Source organism: Streptomyces sp. NPDC059696 (assembly GCF_042733745.1).
Taxonomy (GTDB): Bacteria; Actinomycetota; Actinomycetes; order Streptomycetales; family Streptomycetaceae; genus Streptomyces.
Genome location: NZ_JBHWFG010000019.1, coordinates 54,571 through 71,311 on the forward strand (window position 1 = coordinate 54,571; position 16,741 = coordinate 71,311).

Annotated in this window: 11 protein-coding genes; 6 read left to right on the forward strand and 5 right to left on the reverse strand. The window is 72.8% G+C overall.

The window, feature by feature from the left end:
• The first annotated feature begins 303 nt into the window (after window positions 1-303).
• Together ACFV20_RS21575 and hrpB are read left to right on the forward strand one after the other, a co-directional pair.
• Window positions 304-1,185: a class I SAM-dependent methyltransferase gene (locus ACFV20_RS21575; RefSeq protein WP_385658892.1), complete on the forward strand. Its 882-nt coding sequence runs from the start codon at window positions 304-306 to the stop codon at window positions 1,183-1,185.
• 156 nt (window positions 1,186-1,341) lie between these two features.
• Complete coding sequence (gene hrpB, locus ACFV20_RS21580) at window positions 1,342-3,882, forward strand: ATP-dependent helicase HrpB (protein WP_385658759.1); 2,541 nt, start codon at window positions 1,342-1,344, stop codon at window positions 3,880-3,882.
• Window positions 3,883-4,009: 127 nt separating this feature from the next.
• Here hrpB and ACFV20_RS21585 read toward each other — a convergent pair whose 3' ends face one another.
• The 3 genes from ACFV20_RS21585 to ACFV20_RS21595 all read right to left on the reverse strand — a co-directional run bounded on the left by ACFV20_RS21585 (window position 4,010) and on the right by ACFV20_RS21595 (window position 7,088).
• A complete protein-coding gene (locus tag ACFV20_RS21585; protein ID WP_385658761.1) occupies window positions 4,010-5,002 on the reverse strand; it encodes a DUF3068 domain-containing protein in 993 nt (330 codons plus the stop codon).
• 26 nt (window positions 5,003-5,028) lie between these two features.
• Window positions 5,029-5,163 (reverse strand): SPW_0924 family protein, encoded by a 135-nt coding sequence (locus tag ACFV20_RS21590; protein ID WP_010039541.1) that lies wholly within the window; start codon window positions 5,161-5,163, stop codon window positions 5,029-5,031.
• A 170-nt stretch (window positions 5,164-5,333) separates the two neighbouring features.
• Window positions 5,334-7,088 (reverse strand): lytic transglycosylase domain-containing protein, encoded by a 1,755-nt coding sequence (locus ACFV20_RS21595; RefSeq protein ID WP_385658762.1) that lies wholly within the window; start codon window positions 7,086-7,088, stop codon window positions 5,334-5,336.
• A gap of 341 nt (window positions 7,089-7,429) precedes the next feature.
• Between ACFV20_RS21595 and ACFV20_RS21600 the strand changes: the two genes are divergently transcribed.
• The gene (locus ACFV20_RS21600; protein WP_385658763.1) at window positions 7,430-8,287 is read left to right on the forward strand and encodes a DUF4184 family protein; all 858 of its coding nucleotides are present in this window, start codon (window positions 7,430-7,432) and stop codon (window positions 8,285-8,287) included.
• On the opposite strand, the gene ACFV20_RS21605 is transcribed toward ACFV20_RS21600, so the two are convergent.
• Window positions 8,205-8,936: a hypothetical protein gene (locus ACFV20_RS21605; RefSeq protein WP_385658764.1), complete on the reverse strand. Its 732-nt coding sequence runs from the start codon at window positions 8,934-8,936 to the stop codon at window positions 8,205-8,207. The genes ACFV20_RS21600 and ACFV20_RS21605 overlap by 83 nt on opposite strands.
• A 524-nt stretch (window positions 8,937-9,460) precedes the next feature.
• Entirely contained in the window at window positions 9,461-12,187 is a 2,727-nt protein-coding gene (gene polA, locus ACFV20_RS21610) for a DNA polymerase I (RefSeq protein ID WP_385658765.1), read from the reverse strand.
• Between the two features lie 190 nt (window positions 12,188-12,377).
• Here polA and ACFV20_RS21615 point away from each other — a divergent pair, with 190 nt between their 5' ends.
• The 3 genes from ACFV20_RS21615 (at window position 12,378) to ACFV20_RS21625 (ending at window position 16,193) form a co-directional block, all read left to right on the forward strand.
• Window positions 12,378-14,657, forward strand: a complete 2,280-nt coding sequence (locus tag ACFV20_RS21615) for an FdhF/YdeP family oxidoreductase (protein WP_385658767.1) — start codon at window positions 12,378-12,380, stop codon at window positions 14,655-14,657.
• 55 nt (window positions 14,658-14,712) lie between these two features.
• Entirely contained in the window at window positions 14,713-15,201 is a 489-nt protein-coding gene (locus ACFV20_RS21620; protein WP_385658769.1) for a PaaI family thioesterase, read from the forward strand.
• A gap of 119 nt (window positions 15,202-15,320) precedes the next feature.
• Window positions 15,321-16,193 carry a trypsin-like serine protease gene (locus ACFV20_RS21625; protein WP_385658770.1) on the forward strand — a complete coding sequence of 291 codons (873 nt, stop codon included), beginning with the start codon at window positions 15,321-15,323 and terminating at the stop codon, window positions 16,191-16,193.
• The last annotated feature ends 548 nt before the right edge of the window (window positions 16,194-16,741 follow it).

Below are 16,741 nucleotides of genomic sequence, written 5' to 3' on the forward strand. Positions count from 1 at the left end.
CGTAGGTACTGCTACGCCGGGAGCCCGTTTCGCTCTGCAGAAGCCGGACAGCCAAGGAAGCGCCACTCTCAAGAACGGTGGCGCCTCGACAACCGAGGGGACATACATACAGATGCGAGCGCAGCCTGCTACGTCTGAGGTGCGCAGGCCCGCAGCGCAACTTGTAGCATACGGGGGCAGCCGGGCAGGGTCAATGCGCGAAGCCGCCCACGCGGGGCGAACGCCGCATACCCGGCACAAATTCTGTCGCCCGAGGCCACGCGTGGCGCGCGACGCCCCCTTTGCGATCCCGCCCGGACCGGCCTGACGGAAGACCTGACGGAAGAGCCGCAGACTAGTACGAGGGAGCCGATCATCCAAGAGTTCGAAGCGTCCGAGCCCGAGGCCACCCGGCGCGATGCCGGTGCCACGGAGAGTTCCCGGGCCAATCGTGGCTGGTGGGACCGCAACGCGGACGAGTACCAGATCGAGCACGGCACGTTCCTGGGCGACGACCGCTTCGTGTGGGGCCCCGAGGGTCTGGACGAGGTGGAGGCGGAGCTGCTCGGTCCGCCGGAGGAGCTGAAGGGCCGGGACGTCCTGGAGATCGGCGCCGGCGCCGCCCAGTGCTCGCGCTGGCTGACCGCGCAGGGCGCGCGCCCGGTCGCCCTGGACATCTCGCACCGACAGCTCCAGCACGCGCTGCGCATCGGCGGTTCCTTCCCGCTGGTGTGCGCCGACGCGGGTGCGCTGCCCTTCGCCGACGGCTCGTTCGACCTGGCCTGCTCGGCGTACGGGGCGCTGCCCTTCGTCGCCGACCCGCGCCAGGTCCTGCGCGAGGTGCGCCGGGTGCTCCGGCCCGGCGGACGGCTCGTCTTCTCGGTGACGCACCCGATCCGCTGGGCCTTCCCGGACGAGCCGGGTCCGGAGGGTCTGTCGGTGTCGGGCTCCTACTTCGACCGCACTCCTTATGTCGAGCAGGACGACGAGGGCCGGGCGGTCTACGTCGAGCACCACCGCACGCTCGGCGACCGGGTCCGGGACGTCGTCGCGTCGGGCTTCCGGCTGGTCGACCTGGTGGAGCCGGAGTGGCCCGCCTGGAACACCTCGGAGTGGGGCGGCTGGTCGCCGCTGCGCGGGAACCTGATCCCCGGTACGGCGATCTTCGTCTGCGAGCGGAGCGAGACGGCAGCGCCCCCGGCCTGAGGCCGCGGGTCCGACCGGGCACGCGCCAGGGGGACTCGTCCCTGTTGTAGCGCGCGCGTGGGACCTCGTCCTTGTCGTAGCACGCGCGCGTCGGACCTCGTCCTTGTCGTAGCACGCGCGCGTCGGACCTCTTCCCTGTCGTACGACACTGAGGGCGTGATCCGTTACGACGCCCTGGAGTCCCTGCCCGTCCGCGATGCCCTGCCCGCCCTGACCGAGGCGCTGGAGGGGCACGGCACCGCCGTCCTCGTGGCGCCGCCCGGCACCGGCAAGACGACCCTGGTGCCGCTCGCGCTGGCGGGGCTGCTCGGGGAGGGTCCCGCGCGGCGCGTGGTCGTGGCCGAGCCGCGGCGGATCGCGGCCCGGGCCGCGGCCCGGCGCATGGCGTGGCTGCTGGGTGAGAAGCCCGGCGAGAGCGTCGGCCACACCGTGCGCGGGGAACGGGTCGTCGGGCGGCACACGCGCGTGGAGGTCGTCACGACCGGTGTGCTGGTGCAGCGTCTGCAACGGGACCAGGAGCTGGCCGGTGTGGACGTGGTGCTGCTCGACGAGTGCCACGAGCGGCACCTGGACGCGGACACGGCGGCGGCGTTCCTGTGGGACGTACGGCAGACGCTGCGGCCGGACCTGCGGCTGGTGGCCGCCTCGGCGACGACCGACGCGCAGGGGTGGGCGGAGCTGCTGGGCGGGGCGCCGGTGGTCGAGGCACGGGGGACCGCGCACCCGGTGGAGACCGTGTGGGCGCCTCCGGCGCGGCCCGTGCGCCCGCCGCACGGGATGCGCGTCGACCCGGCGCTGCTGACGCACGTGGCGTCCGTGGTGCGGCGTGCGCTGGCGGAGCGGGACGGGGACGTGCTGTGTTTCCTGCCGGGCGTGGGCGAGATCGCCCGGGTCGCCGGGCAGCTCGGGGGGCTCGGGGACGTCGAGGTGCTCCAGGTGCACGGGAGGGCGCCCGCGGCCGTGCAGGACGCGGTGCTGGCGCCCGGGGAGCGGCGGCGGGTGGTGCTGGCCACGTCCGTCGCGGAGTCGTCGCTGACGGTGCCCGGGGTGCGGGTGGTCGTGGACGCGGGGCTGGCGCGCGAGCCGCGGGTGGACCACGCGCGGGGGTTGAGCGCGCTGACGACCGTTCGGGCATCGCAGGCCGCCGGGCGGCAGCGGGCGGGGCGTGCCGGGCGTGAGGCTCCGGGGGCGGTGTACCGCTGCTGGGCGGAGGCCGAGGACGCGCGTCTGCCGCGGTATCCCTCGCCGGAGATCAAGGTGGCCGACCTGACGGCGTTCGCGCTGCAGGTGGCGTGCTGGGGGGATCCGGACGCGTCGGGACTGGCGCTGCTGGACGCGCCGCCGGGCGGGGCGATGGCGGCGGCTCGGGAGGTCCTGGCGGCGGTGGGGGCGGTCGACTCCGCCGGGCGGGCCACGGAGCGGGGAGCCGTCCTGGGGCGGGTGGGTGTGCATCCCCGTCTGGGGCGGGCCCTGGTGGACTCCGTGCCGCTGGTGGGGGCCGAGCGGGCCGCGGAGGTCGTCGCCCTGTTGAGCGAGGAGGCTCCGCGGGAGTACGGCGACGATCTCGCGGGTGCGTTGCGTCGTGCTCGGCGTGGGGGTGACGCCTACTCCTCGCGATGGCAGAGGGAGGTGCGGCGGCTGCGGGCCGCCGTGGAGGAGATCGTGCGCCCACCCGTCGGTGACCGGCACCCGGGGGCCGGGGCGGAGGTTCTCGGGAAGCTCTCCGAGGATCGCCGAGTGGGCCTCGTCGCCGCTCTCGCTTTTCCCGAGCGGGTGGCCAAGGCCGATGGCGGGTCGCACCTGATGGTGTCGGGGACGCGGGCGGAGGTCGGCGCGGGGAGTGCGCTGCGGGGTGCGGAGTGGGTGGCCGTCGCCGTGGCGGACCGGCCCGTCGGCCGGGGGCACGCGCGCGTGCAGTCGGGGGCGGTCGTGGACGAGGACGTGGCCCGGTTCGCCGCGGGAGCCCTGCTGGAGGAGCGGGACGAGGTCCGCTGGGACGGCGGGGACGTCGTGGCGCGGCGGGTGGAGCGGCTGGGGGCCGTGGAGCTCACGGTGCGGGCGCTCAAGGACGCCGATCCGGGCCTGGTGCGCGCCGCGCTGCTCGACGGGCTGCGGCGGGAGGGGTTCGGTCTGCTGCGGTGGCCGGCCGAGGCCGGTGTGCTGCGGCAGCGGCTCGCGTTCCTGCGTCTGCATCTGGGGGAGCCCTGGCCGGACGTGTCCGACGAGGCGCTGCACGCGCGCGTGGAGGAGTGGCTGGAGCCAGAGCTCGGCCGGGCACGGCGGCGGGCCGATCTGGCGCGGATCGACGCCGGGGAGGCGCTCGCCCGGCTGCTGCCCTGGGCCTCCGGTCAGGCGGGGCGGCTGGACGAGCTCGCCCCGGAGCGGTGGACGGTGCCGAGTGGGTCGCGAGTCCGGATCGACTACTCCCGCCCCGAACAGCCCGTGCTGGCGGTGAAGTTGCAGGAGATGTTCGGGCTCCAGGAGTCGCCCCGGGTCGCCGGGGTGCCGCTGCTCGTGCATCTGCTGTCCCCGGCCGGGCGGCCTGCCGCCGTCACCGCCGATCTGGCCTCGTTCTGGCGGGACGGCTACAAGGGGGTGCGGGCGGAGCTGCGGGGGCGGTATCCGAAGCACCCCTGGCCCGAGGACCCGGCAGGTGCCGAACCGACCCGGCACACCAACGCCGGGCTCAAGCGCTGACCGACGCGCGACCCGAGCGCTGACCGACGCCCGGCGCAAGCGCTGACCGACGCGGGGCTGCGGAGCCGACCGACGCCCGGCTCAGGCGCCGACCGACGCCAGGCTCAGGCGCCGACCGACGCCGGGCTCAGGCGCTGACCGACGACGGTTCCTCGGCCGCCGTGCGGGACGGCCCCGAGGAGCGGCGGGCCCGGGCCTCCAGGTACAGCGCGAGGGCCAGCAGGAGGACGCCGAGGGCCGGGAGACCCCAGGGCAGGTAGGACGTCATCAGCAGGACGAGCAGCCGCTGGGACTTCACCAGGTCGACCGTGTGCGTGATGTAGTCCTCGCGCATCTTCACGTGGCCGGCGAACGCGGTCACCTTGTCGCGGTCGCCGAGGAGGGTGCCGCCGCGCAGTTCCTCCTTGTGGATCTCCTCGCCGTACACGGGGGCGCCGGTGAGGGGTTCGACCCAGAACTTGCGGACCGTGGTGTACCAGCGGGACGTGCCGGTCCGCGTCACCGCCTCGGCTGTGAGGCCCTTGACGGGCAGGGTCTTGGGGATCTTCACCTTGGTCCAGGGGATGGTCTGCTCGAAGTAGTAGACCTCCAGGCCTCGGAAGTCACGCGTGCCCTCGTAGGTGATGGGCGCGGTGAGGCGGGCCTGGGCGTCGAAGTACTCGTAGTCCCGTTTCTCGGTCAGGAAGGGCCACTTGAACTCGATGCCCCGGCGGCGGACCGGGTCGCCGTCGACCATCTCGCCGGTGGCGTGGACGGGCTCCTGGGTGTGGGCGTCGAAGATGTAGCGCTCCGGGATCCTGGAGACCATCGCGCCGTCGGGGCCGACGACGTAGGACAGGCCGTCCCAGACGACCACGTCCCGGCCCGCCGACTCCTCGATCCGCTCGGAGGCCTCCACGTTGCCCTTGAGGGTCTGGACGATGGTGACCTTGGAGACCTTCTCGGCCTTCATGGTGGCGTAGTCGAGGAGGGTGGCGTCCTTGGCCTCCAGGACCATGTCCTGGTACTGGTTCGCGGGGACCTTGGCGAGGCGCGGGAAGGCGTACCAGCGCAGGAGCGGGGACAGGGCCGCGAAGAACACGGCGAGGGCGAGCAGGACCAGGCCGGCCTTGCGGCGCATCTCGGCCTCCCTCCCGGGCGGGACGGTCAGGGGTGTGCGGGCACGGTCGTCAGCAGCGGCTTCGGAGATGTCCCGCCCGAGGGGGAGCCGAGGGCGGTCAGCGTCAGGACCACGGCGAACGCGACGGCGAGACCGGTGGCGGCGGCGACGAGGGCGCGCATACGGAGCCTCCCCATGGGGCGTGACAGCCAGAACTGATACACCGTCAGCTTTCTCGGCACCGTAGCAACGCGCGGCGGAGATGAGAACACGTTGCACACACAACGACGCCCCCCGTACGAGATCCGTACAAGATCCGTACAAGAGGGGCGTCGTCTGTCGTACCTGAGAGCTACGCGCTCGGTTCGGTCGACGGGCTCGGCGAGGACGTCTCGGCCGCGGCCACGGTCAGTTCGACCGTGAGCGTCGCCCCGCCCGCGGTGGTGATGCGGAGCAGGAAGGTGCCGGTCGTGTCGTCCGCGTACAGCTCGGGCAGCTTCAGCAGGCCCTTGGCGTCCGTCTTCAGGCCCGTGAGGGTGCGGACGGTCTTGCCGTCGGCGTCCTTGAAGTAGGGACCCTTGTCGGTGACGGCCGGGTCGTCCGCCGACTTGATCAGCGTGGCGGTGGCCGCGACACCGTCGGCGACGGCGCCCTTGTACGTGGCCTTCACCTCGACCTGGTTCGCGAACGTGCCGCCCGGAACACAGGTCAGCGCGGCGTCACCGGTGCGGGCGAGTGCGTCGGCGGCCCGCTCGGTGACCGTGGCCTTGTAGTCGAGGCCCGGGACGGCGCGGCCCACCACCGTGGCGCGGACGGTGACGGTCCCGGTCTTCTCCCCCGCCTGCAGGGCGGGCGCCACGGCCACGCCGGAGCTGTTGGTGGCGACCGTGGCCACGTCCTCGCCGCCGGTGAAGGTGGTGTCCGTGTCGCCGACGATCGTGAAGCGGACCCTGACCTTGGCGACGGACTTACCGGCCTCCGTCTCGGCGCGGGTGCTGATCCGCCGGTCGAACGCGTCGCCGGCCATGGCGGTGAGCTTCGCGGTGCCGGCGTCCTCCAGGTGGTCCACCGTGTCGGTGGGGGTGGGAGGTGTGGTGGGCGGCGTGGACGGCGTGCCGGGCGGTGTGGCGGGCGGCTTCGAGGGCGTCGCGCCGCCACCGCCGGGCTTCTGCGGCGTCCCGGGCTTCTCGGGCCTGGGCTCGGGCGTGGACCCGGGCCTCGAGCCGGCCGGGGGCGTCGCGCCCGGGACGACGGGGGTCGGGCTCGCGCCCGCGCCGTCGTCGCTGCGGTTGTCGGGCAGCGTGCCGGTGCCGTCCGGGACCTCGTGCGCGCCCTTGCGGTAGTAGTCCAGCCACCTCATGACGAGGTTCAGGTAGTCCCGCGAGTTGTTGTAGCTGAGGATCGCCCGGTCGAGCTCGCTCTGCTGGGACAGGTCCCAGTTGTTGCGGCACAGGTAGTGGCCGGCGGCGAGCGCGGCGTCGTAGATGTTGTTGGGGTCCTTCTTGCCGTCGCCGTTGCCGTCGCGGCCGGCCCAGGCCCAGGTCGAGGGGATGAACTGCATGGGGCCGACGGCCTGGTCGTAGGAGCTGTTGCCGTCGTACGCGCCGTCGTCGGTGTCCTTGATGAGCGCGAAGCCGTTGCCGTCGAGCTGGGGGCCGAGGATCGGCTTGAGGGTGGTGCCCTCGGCGTTGACGCGGCCACCGCGGGCCTGCCCGGACTCGACCCGGCCGATGGCCGCGAGGAGTTGCCAGGGCAGGTTGCAGCCGGGCTTGGACTCGCGCAGCGAAGCCTCGGCCTTCTTGTAGGCGTCGAGGACGGTCGCGGGAATGCCGGATTCCGTGGCGCCCGTGCCGCCGGGGCCAGGACCCGTGGACGGCGACGGGTTCGGGCTCTTCAGCGGCGGCAGGTCCGTGTAGTAGGGCGAGTTGCCGGTGGCGCTGCCGTCGGAGGCACTCGTTTCGGGTGAGGGCGTGGCGTCGGCGGCGGTCTGTCTTCCGTGGTCGTTCACGCCCGGAGCCTGGGAGGCGGACAGGGCCGCGACCGCCACCGCGGCCACGGCGGTCGTCGCCGCCCCCTTGCGCAGCCTCCTGCCGAATTGCGCCGCCATAGAGTGAACCCCTCCCGTGGACGCCCGAGCGCCCGGTCTACGTCTGCAGTGTTCGCCCTGTTGTGACGATCCAACCGCCCGAGGGGTTGCCCTCCGACGGCCACGACTCTGTTCTTGTGTGTGCTCTGCTCTTCACCGCGCTGACACGGTCGACGCGTTCCCCGCGCGACGACTCTGGCGACCCTACGACAACTTCTTTTGCCCGGGCACCCGTTCGTGACCGTTTTTCACCAGTTGGCCATCTGCGCCGTTGAAACGGCCGGCCGGGCGGCGTCCCGCATACTGGGCCCCTGGCCGCCGGGCACTCCAGCCTGGTGCAACGACCGTCGCGAGGAGCCGAGTTGCCCTTCACGCTGAGCCATGCGGCAGCCGTACTGCCCGCCGTCCGCACCGACGGCACCGGCCGGGGCGCCCTGGTCCCCGCCGTGCTCGTGGCGGGTTCCTTCGCACCCGACATGACCTACTACGCGGCGAGTGTCCTGTCAGGGGCGATGGAGTTCGGCGATGTCACGCACGGGTTCCCGGGTGTGTTCACGGTCGACGTGCTCATCGCCTGGGCGCTGGTGGGGCTGTGGCTGCTGATGCGTGAACCGCTCGTCGCGTTGCTGCCGCGGGCCCGGCAGGGGCGGCCCGCGGCCCTGCTGCGGTGCGGTGCGCCCCGCGCGCGGGTGCGGCCCGCGCTGGTGGCGCGGTGGTACGTGTCCGCCGTGCTCGGTGCGGTGACCCATGTGGTGTGGGACGCGTTCACGCATCTCGACCGGTGGGGGATGCGGCTGTTTCCGGTGCTGGGCCGGGAGGTGGCGGGCTCGCCGCTGTATTGGTACCTGCAGTACGGCGGTTCGGCGGTGGCCGGGGTCGTGATCGCCGTGTTCGTGGCGCGTGCGCTGCGGCGGGCGCCCCGGGTCGAGCCGGTGGGGGTCCCGGTGCTGGCGGTACGGGACCGGTGGGCGGCCGCTGCCGTGATCTGCGGCTTCGCGCTGGTGGGGGCGGTGCAGCGGGCGTCGCGGTGGTGGGCGTACTGGGGCTCGGCCGCGAAACCCTGGGAGATCATTCCGACGGTGTGCTTCGGCGCGGGCGCGGGTCTCGTCCCGGCGCTGCTGCTCTACGCCGTGGTGGTCAGGGTGCGGCGTCCGGTTCCGGCCCCCATCGGTCCTGCCCCGGCCACCGATGCGGAGCCGAGTCGTCCGGCCGCTCGCTGACGAAGCCGTCGCTCGTCGTGATGTACACGGTGATGGTGGTGCGGGCGGGGCGGGGGCGTGGGAGCAGGGTGAGGACGAAGGCCAGGTAGTCACGGGCGAGCCGGGCCCAGGGGCGGCAGGGCTTGCCCGGGGGTGCGGGCGTGCGCGGACGCCGGGCCCCGGCGGGGGCGTCGCCGGTGACGGCGGTCAGATCGGCAACGGTCAGCATGCTGTCGGCGTCGATGACACCGGCGAGGACGGCCAGAGCGTCGGTGCCGGTGAGGCCGGCGAGCGCGGCCAGAGCTTCATTTTCGGCGAGGCCGGTGAGGGCAGCCAGGGCTTCGGTGTCCGCGAGAGCGGTCAGGGCGGACAGGGCTTCGGTGCCGGTGAGAGCGGTCAGGGCAGCCAGGGCTTCGGTGCCGGTGAGGGCGGGAGCTGCGGTCAGGTCGCCCGCGTTCGGACGGGCCGCGGCGGCCGGGGCGCCGGTGCCGGCGGAGCCGGTGGCTCGCCCTCCGCGGGCCAGGCGCCGCCGGAGGTCCACCGTCGCGTGGCGCAGGGCCGACGTGAGGGTGACGGGGACGCGAACCGTACTCGCGGCGGCCTCGAACGCCGGGACCGGCGGCAGTGCCATGCCGGTGCCCGTGCGGCTGAGGAACGTGCGTATACCCATGCCCCGCATCCTTGCGAGCACCGTGAGCGGAGGCGCCTTCTCGGGGGCCACGCGAGTGACGGATCGGTCGGGCCGGGGCGGGCCGGCTACCGGGACGGGGGCGAGTGATCGGGGCGGCTGGGTGCCTGAGGCCGGCCGGGTGACCGAGGCAGCGCGGGTGTAGCCAGGTCGGGCGGCGCGGCGGGGCGGGTGTAGCCAGGTCGGGCGACGCGGCGGGGCGGGCGACCGGAGCGGCTCGGTTTCTGAAGCCGGCCCGGTGTCCGAGGCAGCGCGGGTGTAGCCAGGCAGCGCGGGTGTAGCCAGGTCGGGCGGTGCGGTGCGGTGCGGTGCGGTCACTGAAGCGTGATCCCTTGGCTCGACCCCGCCAAGACCCCCGTCGCCTCGCCGGGCCGGGACCCGGGCCACGGGCCGGGACCCGGGTCAGGGGAAACTCCCCCAGCCGCCCGGGTCACCGCCCCCGATGCGCCCGGCGGCGCGCAGCCGCCCGGGTCACCGCGCCCGATGCGCCCCGTGGGGCGATTCCGCTAGTGCGCTGCCGACTCCCAGTCCGGGCCCGAGCCCACCGAGACGCCCAGCGGGACGCGGAGGTCGACGGCGTTCGCCATCTCCCTGCGGACCAGTTCCTCGGCGGCGGACCGCTCCCCGGGGGCGATCTCCAGCACGATTTCGTCGTGGACCTGGAGGAGCATGCGGGAGGCGAGGCCGGCGTCCTTCAGGGCGGCGTCGACCTTCAGCATGGCGATCTTGACGATGTCGGCCGCCGTGCCCTGGATCGGCGCGTTAAGGGCCATCCGCTCGGCGGCCTCGCGGCGCTGGCGGTTGTCGCTGTTGAGGTCGGGGAGGTAGCGGCGGCGGCCGAAGAGCGTCGCCGTGTAGCCCGTCGCCCGGGCCTCGTCGACCGCCCGGCGCAGATAGTCCCGTACGCCGCCGAACCGCTCGAAGTACGCGTCCATCAGGGCGCGGGCCTCCGCCGCCTCGATGTTCAGCTGCTGGGAGAGGCCGAACGCGGACAGCCCGTAGGCCAGGCCGTACGACATCGCCTTGATCTTGCGGCGCATCTCGGCGTCCACCGCGTCCGGCTCGACGGCGAAGACCTGGGAGGCGGCCGTGGTGTGCAGGTCCTCGCCGGAGGTGAACGCCTCGATGAGGCCCTCGTCCTCGGAGAGGTGCGCCATCACACGCAGCTCGATCTGGCTGTAGTCGGCCGTCATGAGGGACTCGAAGCCCTCGCCGACGACGAAGCCACGGCGGATGGCGCGGCCCTCGTCGGTGCGGACCGGGATGTTCTGCAGGTTGGGGTCGGTCGAGGAGAGGCGGCCGGTGGCGGCGACGGTCTGGTTGAACGTGGTGTGGATGCGGCCGTCCGCGGCGATCGTCTTGATCAGGCCTTCGACGGTGACGCGCAGCTTGGCCTGCTCGCGGTGCCGGAGCATGATCACCGGCAGTTCGTTGTCCGTCTGCGTGGCGAGCCAGGCGAGGGCGTCGGCGTCCGTGGTGTAGCCGGTCTTGGTGCGCTTGGTCTTGGGCAGGGCCAGCTCGCCGAAGAGGACCTCCTGGAGCTGCTTGGGCGAGCCCAGGTTGAACTCGTGCCCGGCCGCGGCGTGGGCCTCCTTGACCGCCTGCTGGACGGCCCCGGCGAACATCTGCTCCATGGCCTCCAGGTGGGACCGGTCGGCGGCGATGCCGTGCCGCTCCATGCGGGCGAGCAGGGCGGACGTGGGCAGCTCCATGTCGCGCAGCAGGTCGGCGGCGCCGACCTCCTCCAGCCGGCTCTCGAAGGCCTGGCCCAGGTCGAGGACGGCCCGGGCCTGGATCATCAGGGCCTCGGCCTCGGCGCCCTCGTCCGCGCCGAAGGCGAGCTGGCCGTCGGCCGCGGCGGCGGGGGTCAGCTCGCGGTGCAGGTACTCCAGGGACAGCGCGTCCAGGTCGAAGGAGCGGCGGCCGGGCTTGACCAGGTACGCGGCGAGAGCCGTGTCCATGGTGACGCCCTCGATGCTCCAGCCGTGCTCGGCGAAGACGCGCATGGCGCCCTTGGCGTTGTGGAGGATCTTGGGCCGCCCGGCGTCGGCGAGCCAGGCCGCGAAGGCCTGCTCGTCGGCCTCGTCCAGCTGGGAGGGGTCGAACCAGGCGGCGGGGCCCTCGGGGGCGGCGAGGGCGACCTCGGCGACCGAGCCGGTGCCGAGGGCCCAGGTGTCGACCGTGGCGATGCCGAGGGGCTGCGTGCCGTGCTCGGTGAGCCAGGCGGGCAGCTCGCCGGTGCCGAGCACGGTGCCGTCCAGCTCCACGCCCTCGGCGCTGATCGGGGTGGTCTCGGCTTCCTCGGCGCCGGGGTCGACGGCGAAGAGCCGCTCGCGCAGCGACGGGTTACGGATCTCCAGGGTGTCCAGGATCATCGCGACGGCCTTGCGGTCGTAGGCCGCGCGCTCCAGGTCGGCGACCCCCTTGGGCAGCTCCACCCGGCGCTCCAGCTCGGTGAGCCGGCGGTTGAGCTTGACGGACTCCAGGTGGTCGCGCAGGTTCTGGCCGGCCTTGCCCTTGACCTCCTCGACGCGCTCGACGAGCTCCGCGAACGAGCCGAACTGATTGATCCACTTCGCGGCGGTCTTCTCACCGACGCCGGGGATGCCGGGGAGGTTGTCGGAGGGGTCGCCGCGCAGGGCCGCGAAGTCGGGGTACTGCGCGGGCGTCAACCCGTACTTCTCGAATACCTTCTCCGGGGTGAAGCGGGTCAGCTCGGAGACGCCCTTGGTCGGGTACAGCACCGTGGTGTCCTCGCTGACCAGCTGGAAGGAGTCCCGGTCGCCGGTGACGATCAGCACCTCGAAACCCTCGGCCTCGGCCTGGGTGGCGAGCGTGGCGATGACGTCGTCGGCCTCGAAGCCGTCCACCGCGAAGCGCTGGGCGCCCATCGCGTCCAGGAGCTCGCCGATCAGCTCGACCTGGCCCTTGAACTCGTCCGGGGTCTTGGAGCGGTTCGCCTTGTACTCCGTGAACTCCTGGGACCGCCAGGTCTTGCGGGAGACGTCGAAGGCGACCGCGAAGTGCGTGGGCGCCTCGTCGCGCAGCGTGTTGGCCAGCATCGACGCGAAGCCGTAGATCGCGTTCGTCGGCTGGCCCGTCGCGGTGGTGAAGTTCTCCGCGGGCAGCGCGAAGAACGCGCGGTAGGCCAGCGAGTGCCCGTCCATGAGCATCAGTCGCGGCCGGCTGCCGCCGGAGGTCTGGTCGGTCGTCTTCGATGCTGTCTCTGCCACGCCCCCGATCCTGCCACGCCCCACTGACACCCGGCCCCGCCCCCGGCGGGTGCCGTGCAGGATCGCGCACGCCCTCGGGAACCCCGCTCTCCCCGCCGCCGGCGCCTCCCGGCCCGGCCGCCACCGCTGTCACCTCCGCGTGCGAGGATTGAGAGACCCACCTCACAGCACAGTCAAAGGGGAGTGTGCGATGGCGTCGAAGCCGCCCAAGAGCGATCCGGTCCAGGACGCGCCGCAGGTCGCCGGGCCGAAGCACGCGGCTGCGGGGCTCCCGGCGATCGGGCACACGCTGCGGGTCGCACAGCGGCAGATGGGCGTGAAGCGCACCGCGCTGACGCTGCTGAGCGTGAACCAGAAGGACGGCTTCGACTGCCCCGGCTGCGCCTGGCCCGAGCCGGAGCAGCGGCACAAGGCGGAGTTCTGTGAGAACGGCGCGAAGGCCGTGGCCGAGGAGGCCACCCTGCGCCGGGTCACTCCCGAGTTCTTCGCCACGCACCCGGTCGCCGACCTGGCCGGCCGCAGCGGCTACTGGCTGGGACAGCAGGGCCGGCTCACCCACCCCATGTACCTCCCCGAGGGGGGCACGCACTACGAGCCGGTCACCTGGGAGCGCGCCTTCGACATCATCGGCGAGGAGATCGGCGCGCTCTCCTCCCCCGACGAGGCCGTCTTCTACACCTCTGGCCGCACCAGCAACGAGGCCGCCTTCCTCTACCAGCTGTTCGCGCGTGAACTCGGCACGAACAACCTGCCCGACTGCTCGAACATGTGCCACGAGTCGTCCGGTTCGGCCCTGTCGGAGACGATCGGCGTCGGCAAGGGCAGCGTCCTGCTGGAGGATCTCCACCGGGCCGACCTGATCATCGTCGCGGGGCAGAACCCGGGGACGAACCACCCGCGCATGCTGTCCGCGCTGGAGAAGGCCAAGGACAACGGCGCGAAGATCATCAGCGTGAACCCGCTGCCGGAAGCGGGCCTGGAGCGCTTCAAGAACCCGCAGACGCCGCAGGGCATGGTCAAGGGCGCGGCCCTCACCGATCTGTTCCTGCAGATCCGCATCGGCGGCGACCAGGCGCTGTTCCGCCTGCTGAACAAGCTCATCCTGGAGACGGACGGCGCGGTCGACGAGGCGTTCGTCCGGGAGCACACGCACGGCTTCGAGGAGTTCACCGAGGCCGCCCGGGCCGCCGACTGGGACGAGACGCTCACCGCGACCGGCCTGACCCGGGAGGACGTCGAGAAGGCCCTGCGGATGGTCCTGGCCTCCGAACGCACCATCGTGTGCTGGGCGATGGGCCTCACCCAGCACAAGCACTCCGTCCCCACGATCCGGGAGATCGTCAACTTCCTCCTGCTGCGGGGCAACATCGGCCGCCCGGGCGCCGGCGTGTGCCCGGTGCGCGGGCATTCGAACGTGCAGGGCGACCGCACCATGGGCATCTTCGAGCGGCCCGCGCCGGCGTTCCTGGACGCCTTGGAGAAGGAGTTCGGCTTCGCGCCCCCGCGCGAGCACGGCATGGACGTCGTGCGCGCCATCCGCGCCCTGCGCGACGGCGAGGCGAAGGTCTTCTTCGCGATGGGCGGCAACTTCGTGGCGGCCTCCCCCGACACGGACGTGACCGAGGCGGCCATGCGGCGGGCCCGCCTGACGGTGCACGTGTCGACGAAGCTGAACCGCTCGCACACGGTCACGGGCGCGCGTGCGCTGATCCTCCCGACGCTCGGCCGCACCGAGCGCGATCTGCAGGGCGGCGGTGAGCAGTTCGTGACGGTCGAGGACTCGATGGGCATGGTGCACGCCTCCCGGGGCCGGCTGGAGCCCGCGAGCCGGCACCTGCTGTCGGAGCCGGCCATCGTCAGCCGGCTCGCCCGCCGCGTGCTCGGGGCGAACAGCCGTACGCCGTGGGAGGAGTTCGAGAAGGACTACGCCACGATCCGGGACCGCATCGCGCGCGTGGTCCCGGGCTTCGAGGACTTCAACGCCCGGGTGGCCCGTCCCGGAGGCTTCGCCCTCCCGCACGCACCACGCGACGAGCGCCGCTTCCCCACCGCCACCGGCAAGGCCAACTTCACCGCGGCACCCGTGGAGTACCCGCGGCTTCCCGAGGGCCGCCTGCTGCTGCAGACGCTGCGCTCGCACGACCAGTACAACACCACGATCTACGGCCTCGACGACCGTTACCGCGGCATCCGCAACGGACGCCGGGTGGTGCTGGTCCACCCCGAGGACGCCCGGGCCCTGAACCTGGCGGACGGTGCGTACGTGGATCTGGTCGGCGAGTGGAAGGACGGTGTGGAGCGCCGGGCCCCCGGTTTCCGCGTCGTGCACTACCCGACGGCCCGGGGCTGCGCGGCCGCGTACTACCCGGAGACCAACGTCCTGGTGCCGCTGGACGCCACGGCGGACACCAGTAACACCCCGGCCAGCAAGTCCGTCGTGGTGCGTCTGGAACAATCGGCGACCGACTGAGCGTTCGCTCAGTGGCAGAGCAGCCGAGTGACGAGGACGAACGGAGCCGGGCCCGATGGGTGAGCAGCAGCATGTGAAGTTCCCGCAAGAGGTCATCGACGAGTACGCCGCGCTCGGCGTGGACCTGCTGGCCCTGTTCTCCGCGGGCCACCTGGGGAACCGGATGGGCGTCCAGATCTCCGAGGCGTCGGCGGAGAGGGTCGTCGGCACCATGCCGGTCGAGGGCAACACCCAGCCCTACGGACTGCTCCACGGCGGGGCCTCCGCGGTCCTGGCCGAGACCCTGGGCTCGATCGGGTCGATGCTGCACGGCGGCAGCTCCAAGATCGCCGTGGGAGTCGACCTGAACTGCACCCACCACCGCGGAGTGCGCTCCGGGCAGGTCACCGGTGTGGCCACGCCCGTGCACCGGGGCCGCTCCACCGCCACCTACGAGATCGTCGTCACGGACGAGAACGACAAGCGGGTGTGCACCGCCCGGCTGACCTGCATGCTGCGCGACGTGCGGCCGGGCGACGAGGAGCACATACGGGCCGCGGGCTGACGGACGTAGGGAAAACCCTGGAGAGGCGGACGCGGTCTTGTCGCGGCCGCCTCCCGGGCCTTTCACTGGCGCTCCACCCCCACAGGAGAAGACCCGTCCCACCCGTAGAAGGGTTTCTCTTGACCTCCGTACGCGCCCTCACCGTGACCGCGGCGGCGTGCGCCGCCGTGCTCGCCACCGCGCTGCCGTCCTCCGCCATCAACTCCTACAACGCCACGCCCGCCCCCGAGCGCACCGAGGTCGGCGCACTCGTGGCCACCTGGGACGACGACGGCGACCCCGCGACTCCCGACCGTGTGGACTGGGTCTGCTCCGGCACCATGGTCGACGCGGACACCTTCCTGACCGCCGCGCACTGCACCTCGGACTGGCCGGACAACGTCCGCTTCCACGTCTCCCTCGACCAGGACGTGCAGTCCGGGCTGGACGCGGCGGCGAAGAGGCACCCGGGCGACCCGGCCGCGCAGGCCGCCGCGGTCGCCGTCCCGGGCACGGCGCACACGCACCCCGCGTACCCCGGGCCCGCCTCCGACACCCACGACATCGCGGTGATCCAGCTGCCGGCCGCCCAGGTCAAGGCCCGCTGGAGCTTCACCCCGGCCGCCCTGCCCACCGCGAACGAGCTGGGGAGACTCGGCCCGCAGGGCCTGAACGACACCGACTGGGTCGTCGCCGGATACGGTACCCAGGAGGCCGTCAACGGCCCCGGCGGCCAGACCCACCCCGGCGGGGGCGTCCGGATGAAGGCACCCGTCACCTTCAACGCCCTCAACGACTCCTGGGCCCGGCTCGGCATGACCGCCCCCCAGGGCAACGGCGGCGCCTGCTACGGCGACTCCGGCGGCCCCAACTTCGCCATGATCGGCGGCCGGCGTGTGCTCGCCGCCACCACCATCACCGGCGACACACCCTGCTACGCGACCAACGTCACCTACCGACTGGACACCCCCGGCGCGCGGGCCTTCCTCGCGCCGTTCGTGAAGCTTCCGTAGCCCTCAGCACCGCAGCACCCGCCCCGCCGCCCGCGCTCCCCCGCGAGGCGGCGGGGCCTTTCTCCTCTTCCCGCTCGACCCATTAACTCCGCTCACCGATAAGGGAGTTGAGTGTCCGTTGACCGCAACCTGGCAGCCCCCCGCCGCGACGTCACACGCCCTGCCCGTCAACTCGACACCCACGCAGGGAAGTTGACGCACACCGGGCCGCACCGCGTCGCTCCCCCACGGGCCCGACCGGACCCGCCGCGACACCGCGAAGATCACGGTTTTCGAATGCCCGCGCATTCCCCGGACCGCGCCCCCGCCTTTCCTCGGCGTAACGCTCCGTAACGCGCGCGCAATACAGCACCGCCGTTTCCTCATCGGTCGCGCCCACGCCCCGGGGCCTTTTCGATCTCTTTCGGGGCCGCATGCGGCCGGAGCAGCACACGATCTCAGCCAGGGCCAACCGGAAGTGCGGGTTCTCAGAATGCGGACCTCGGCGAAAATCGACCAAACCCGTCGAGACGGCCCGCCGCCGAGACCGGTCATCCACGCCGTCATAA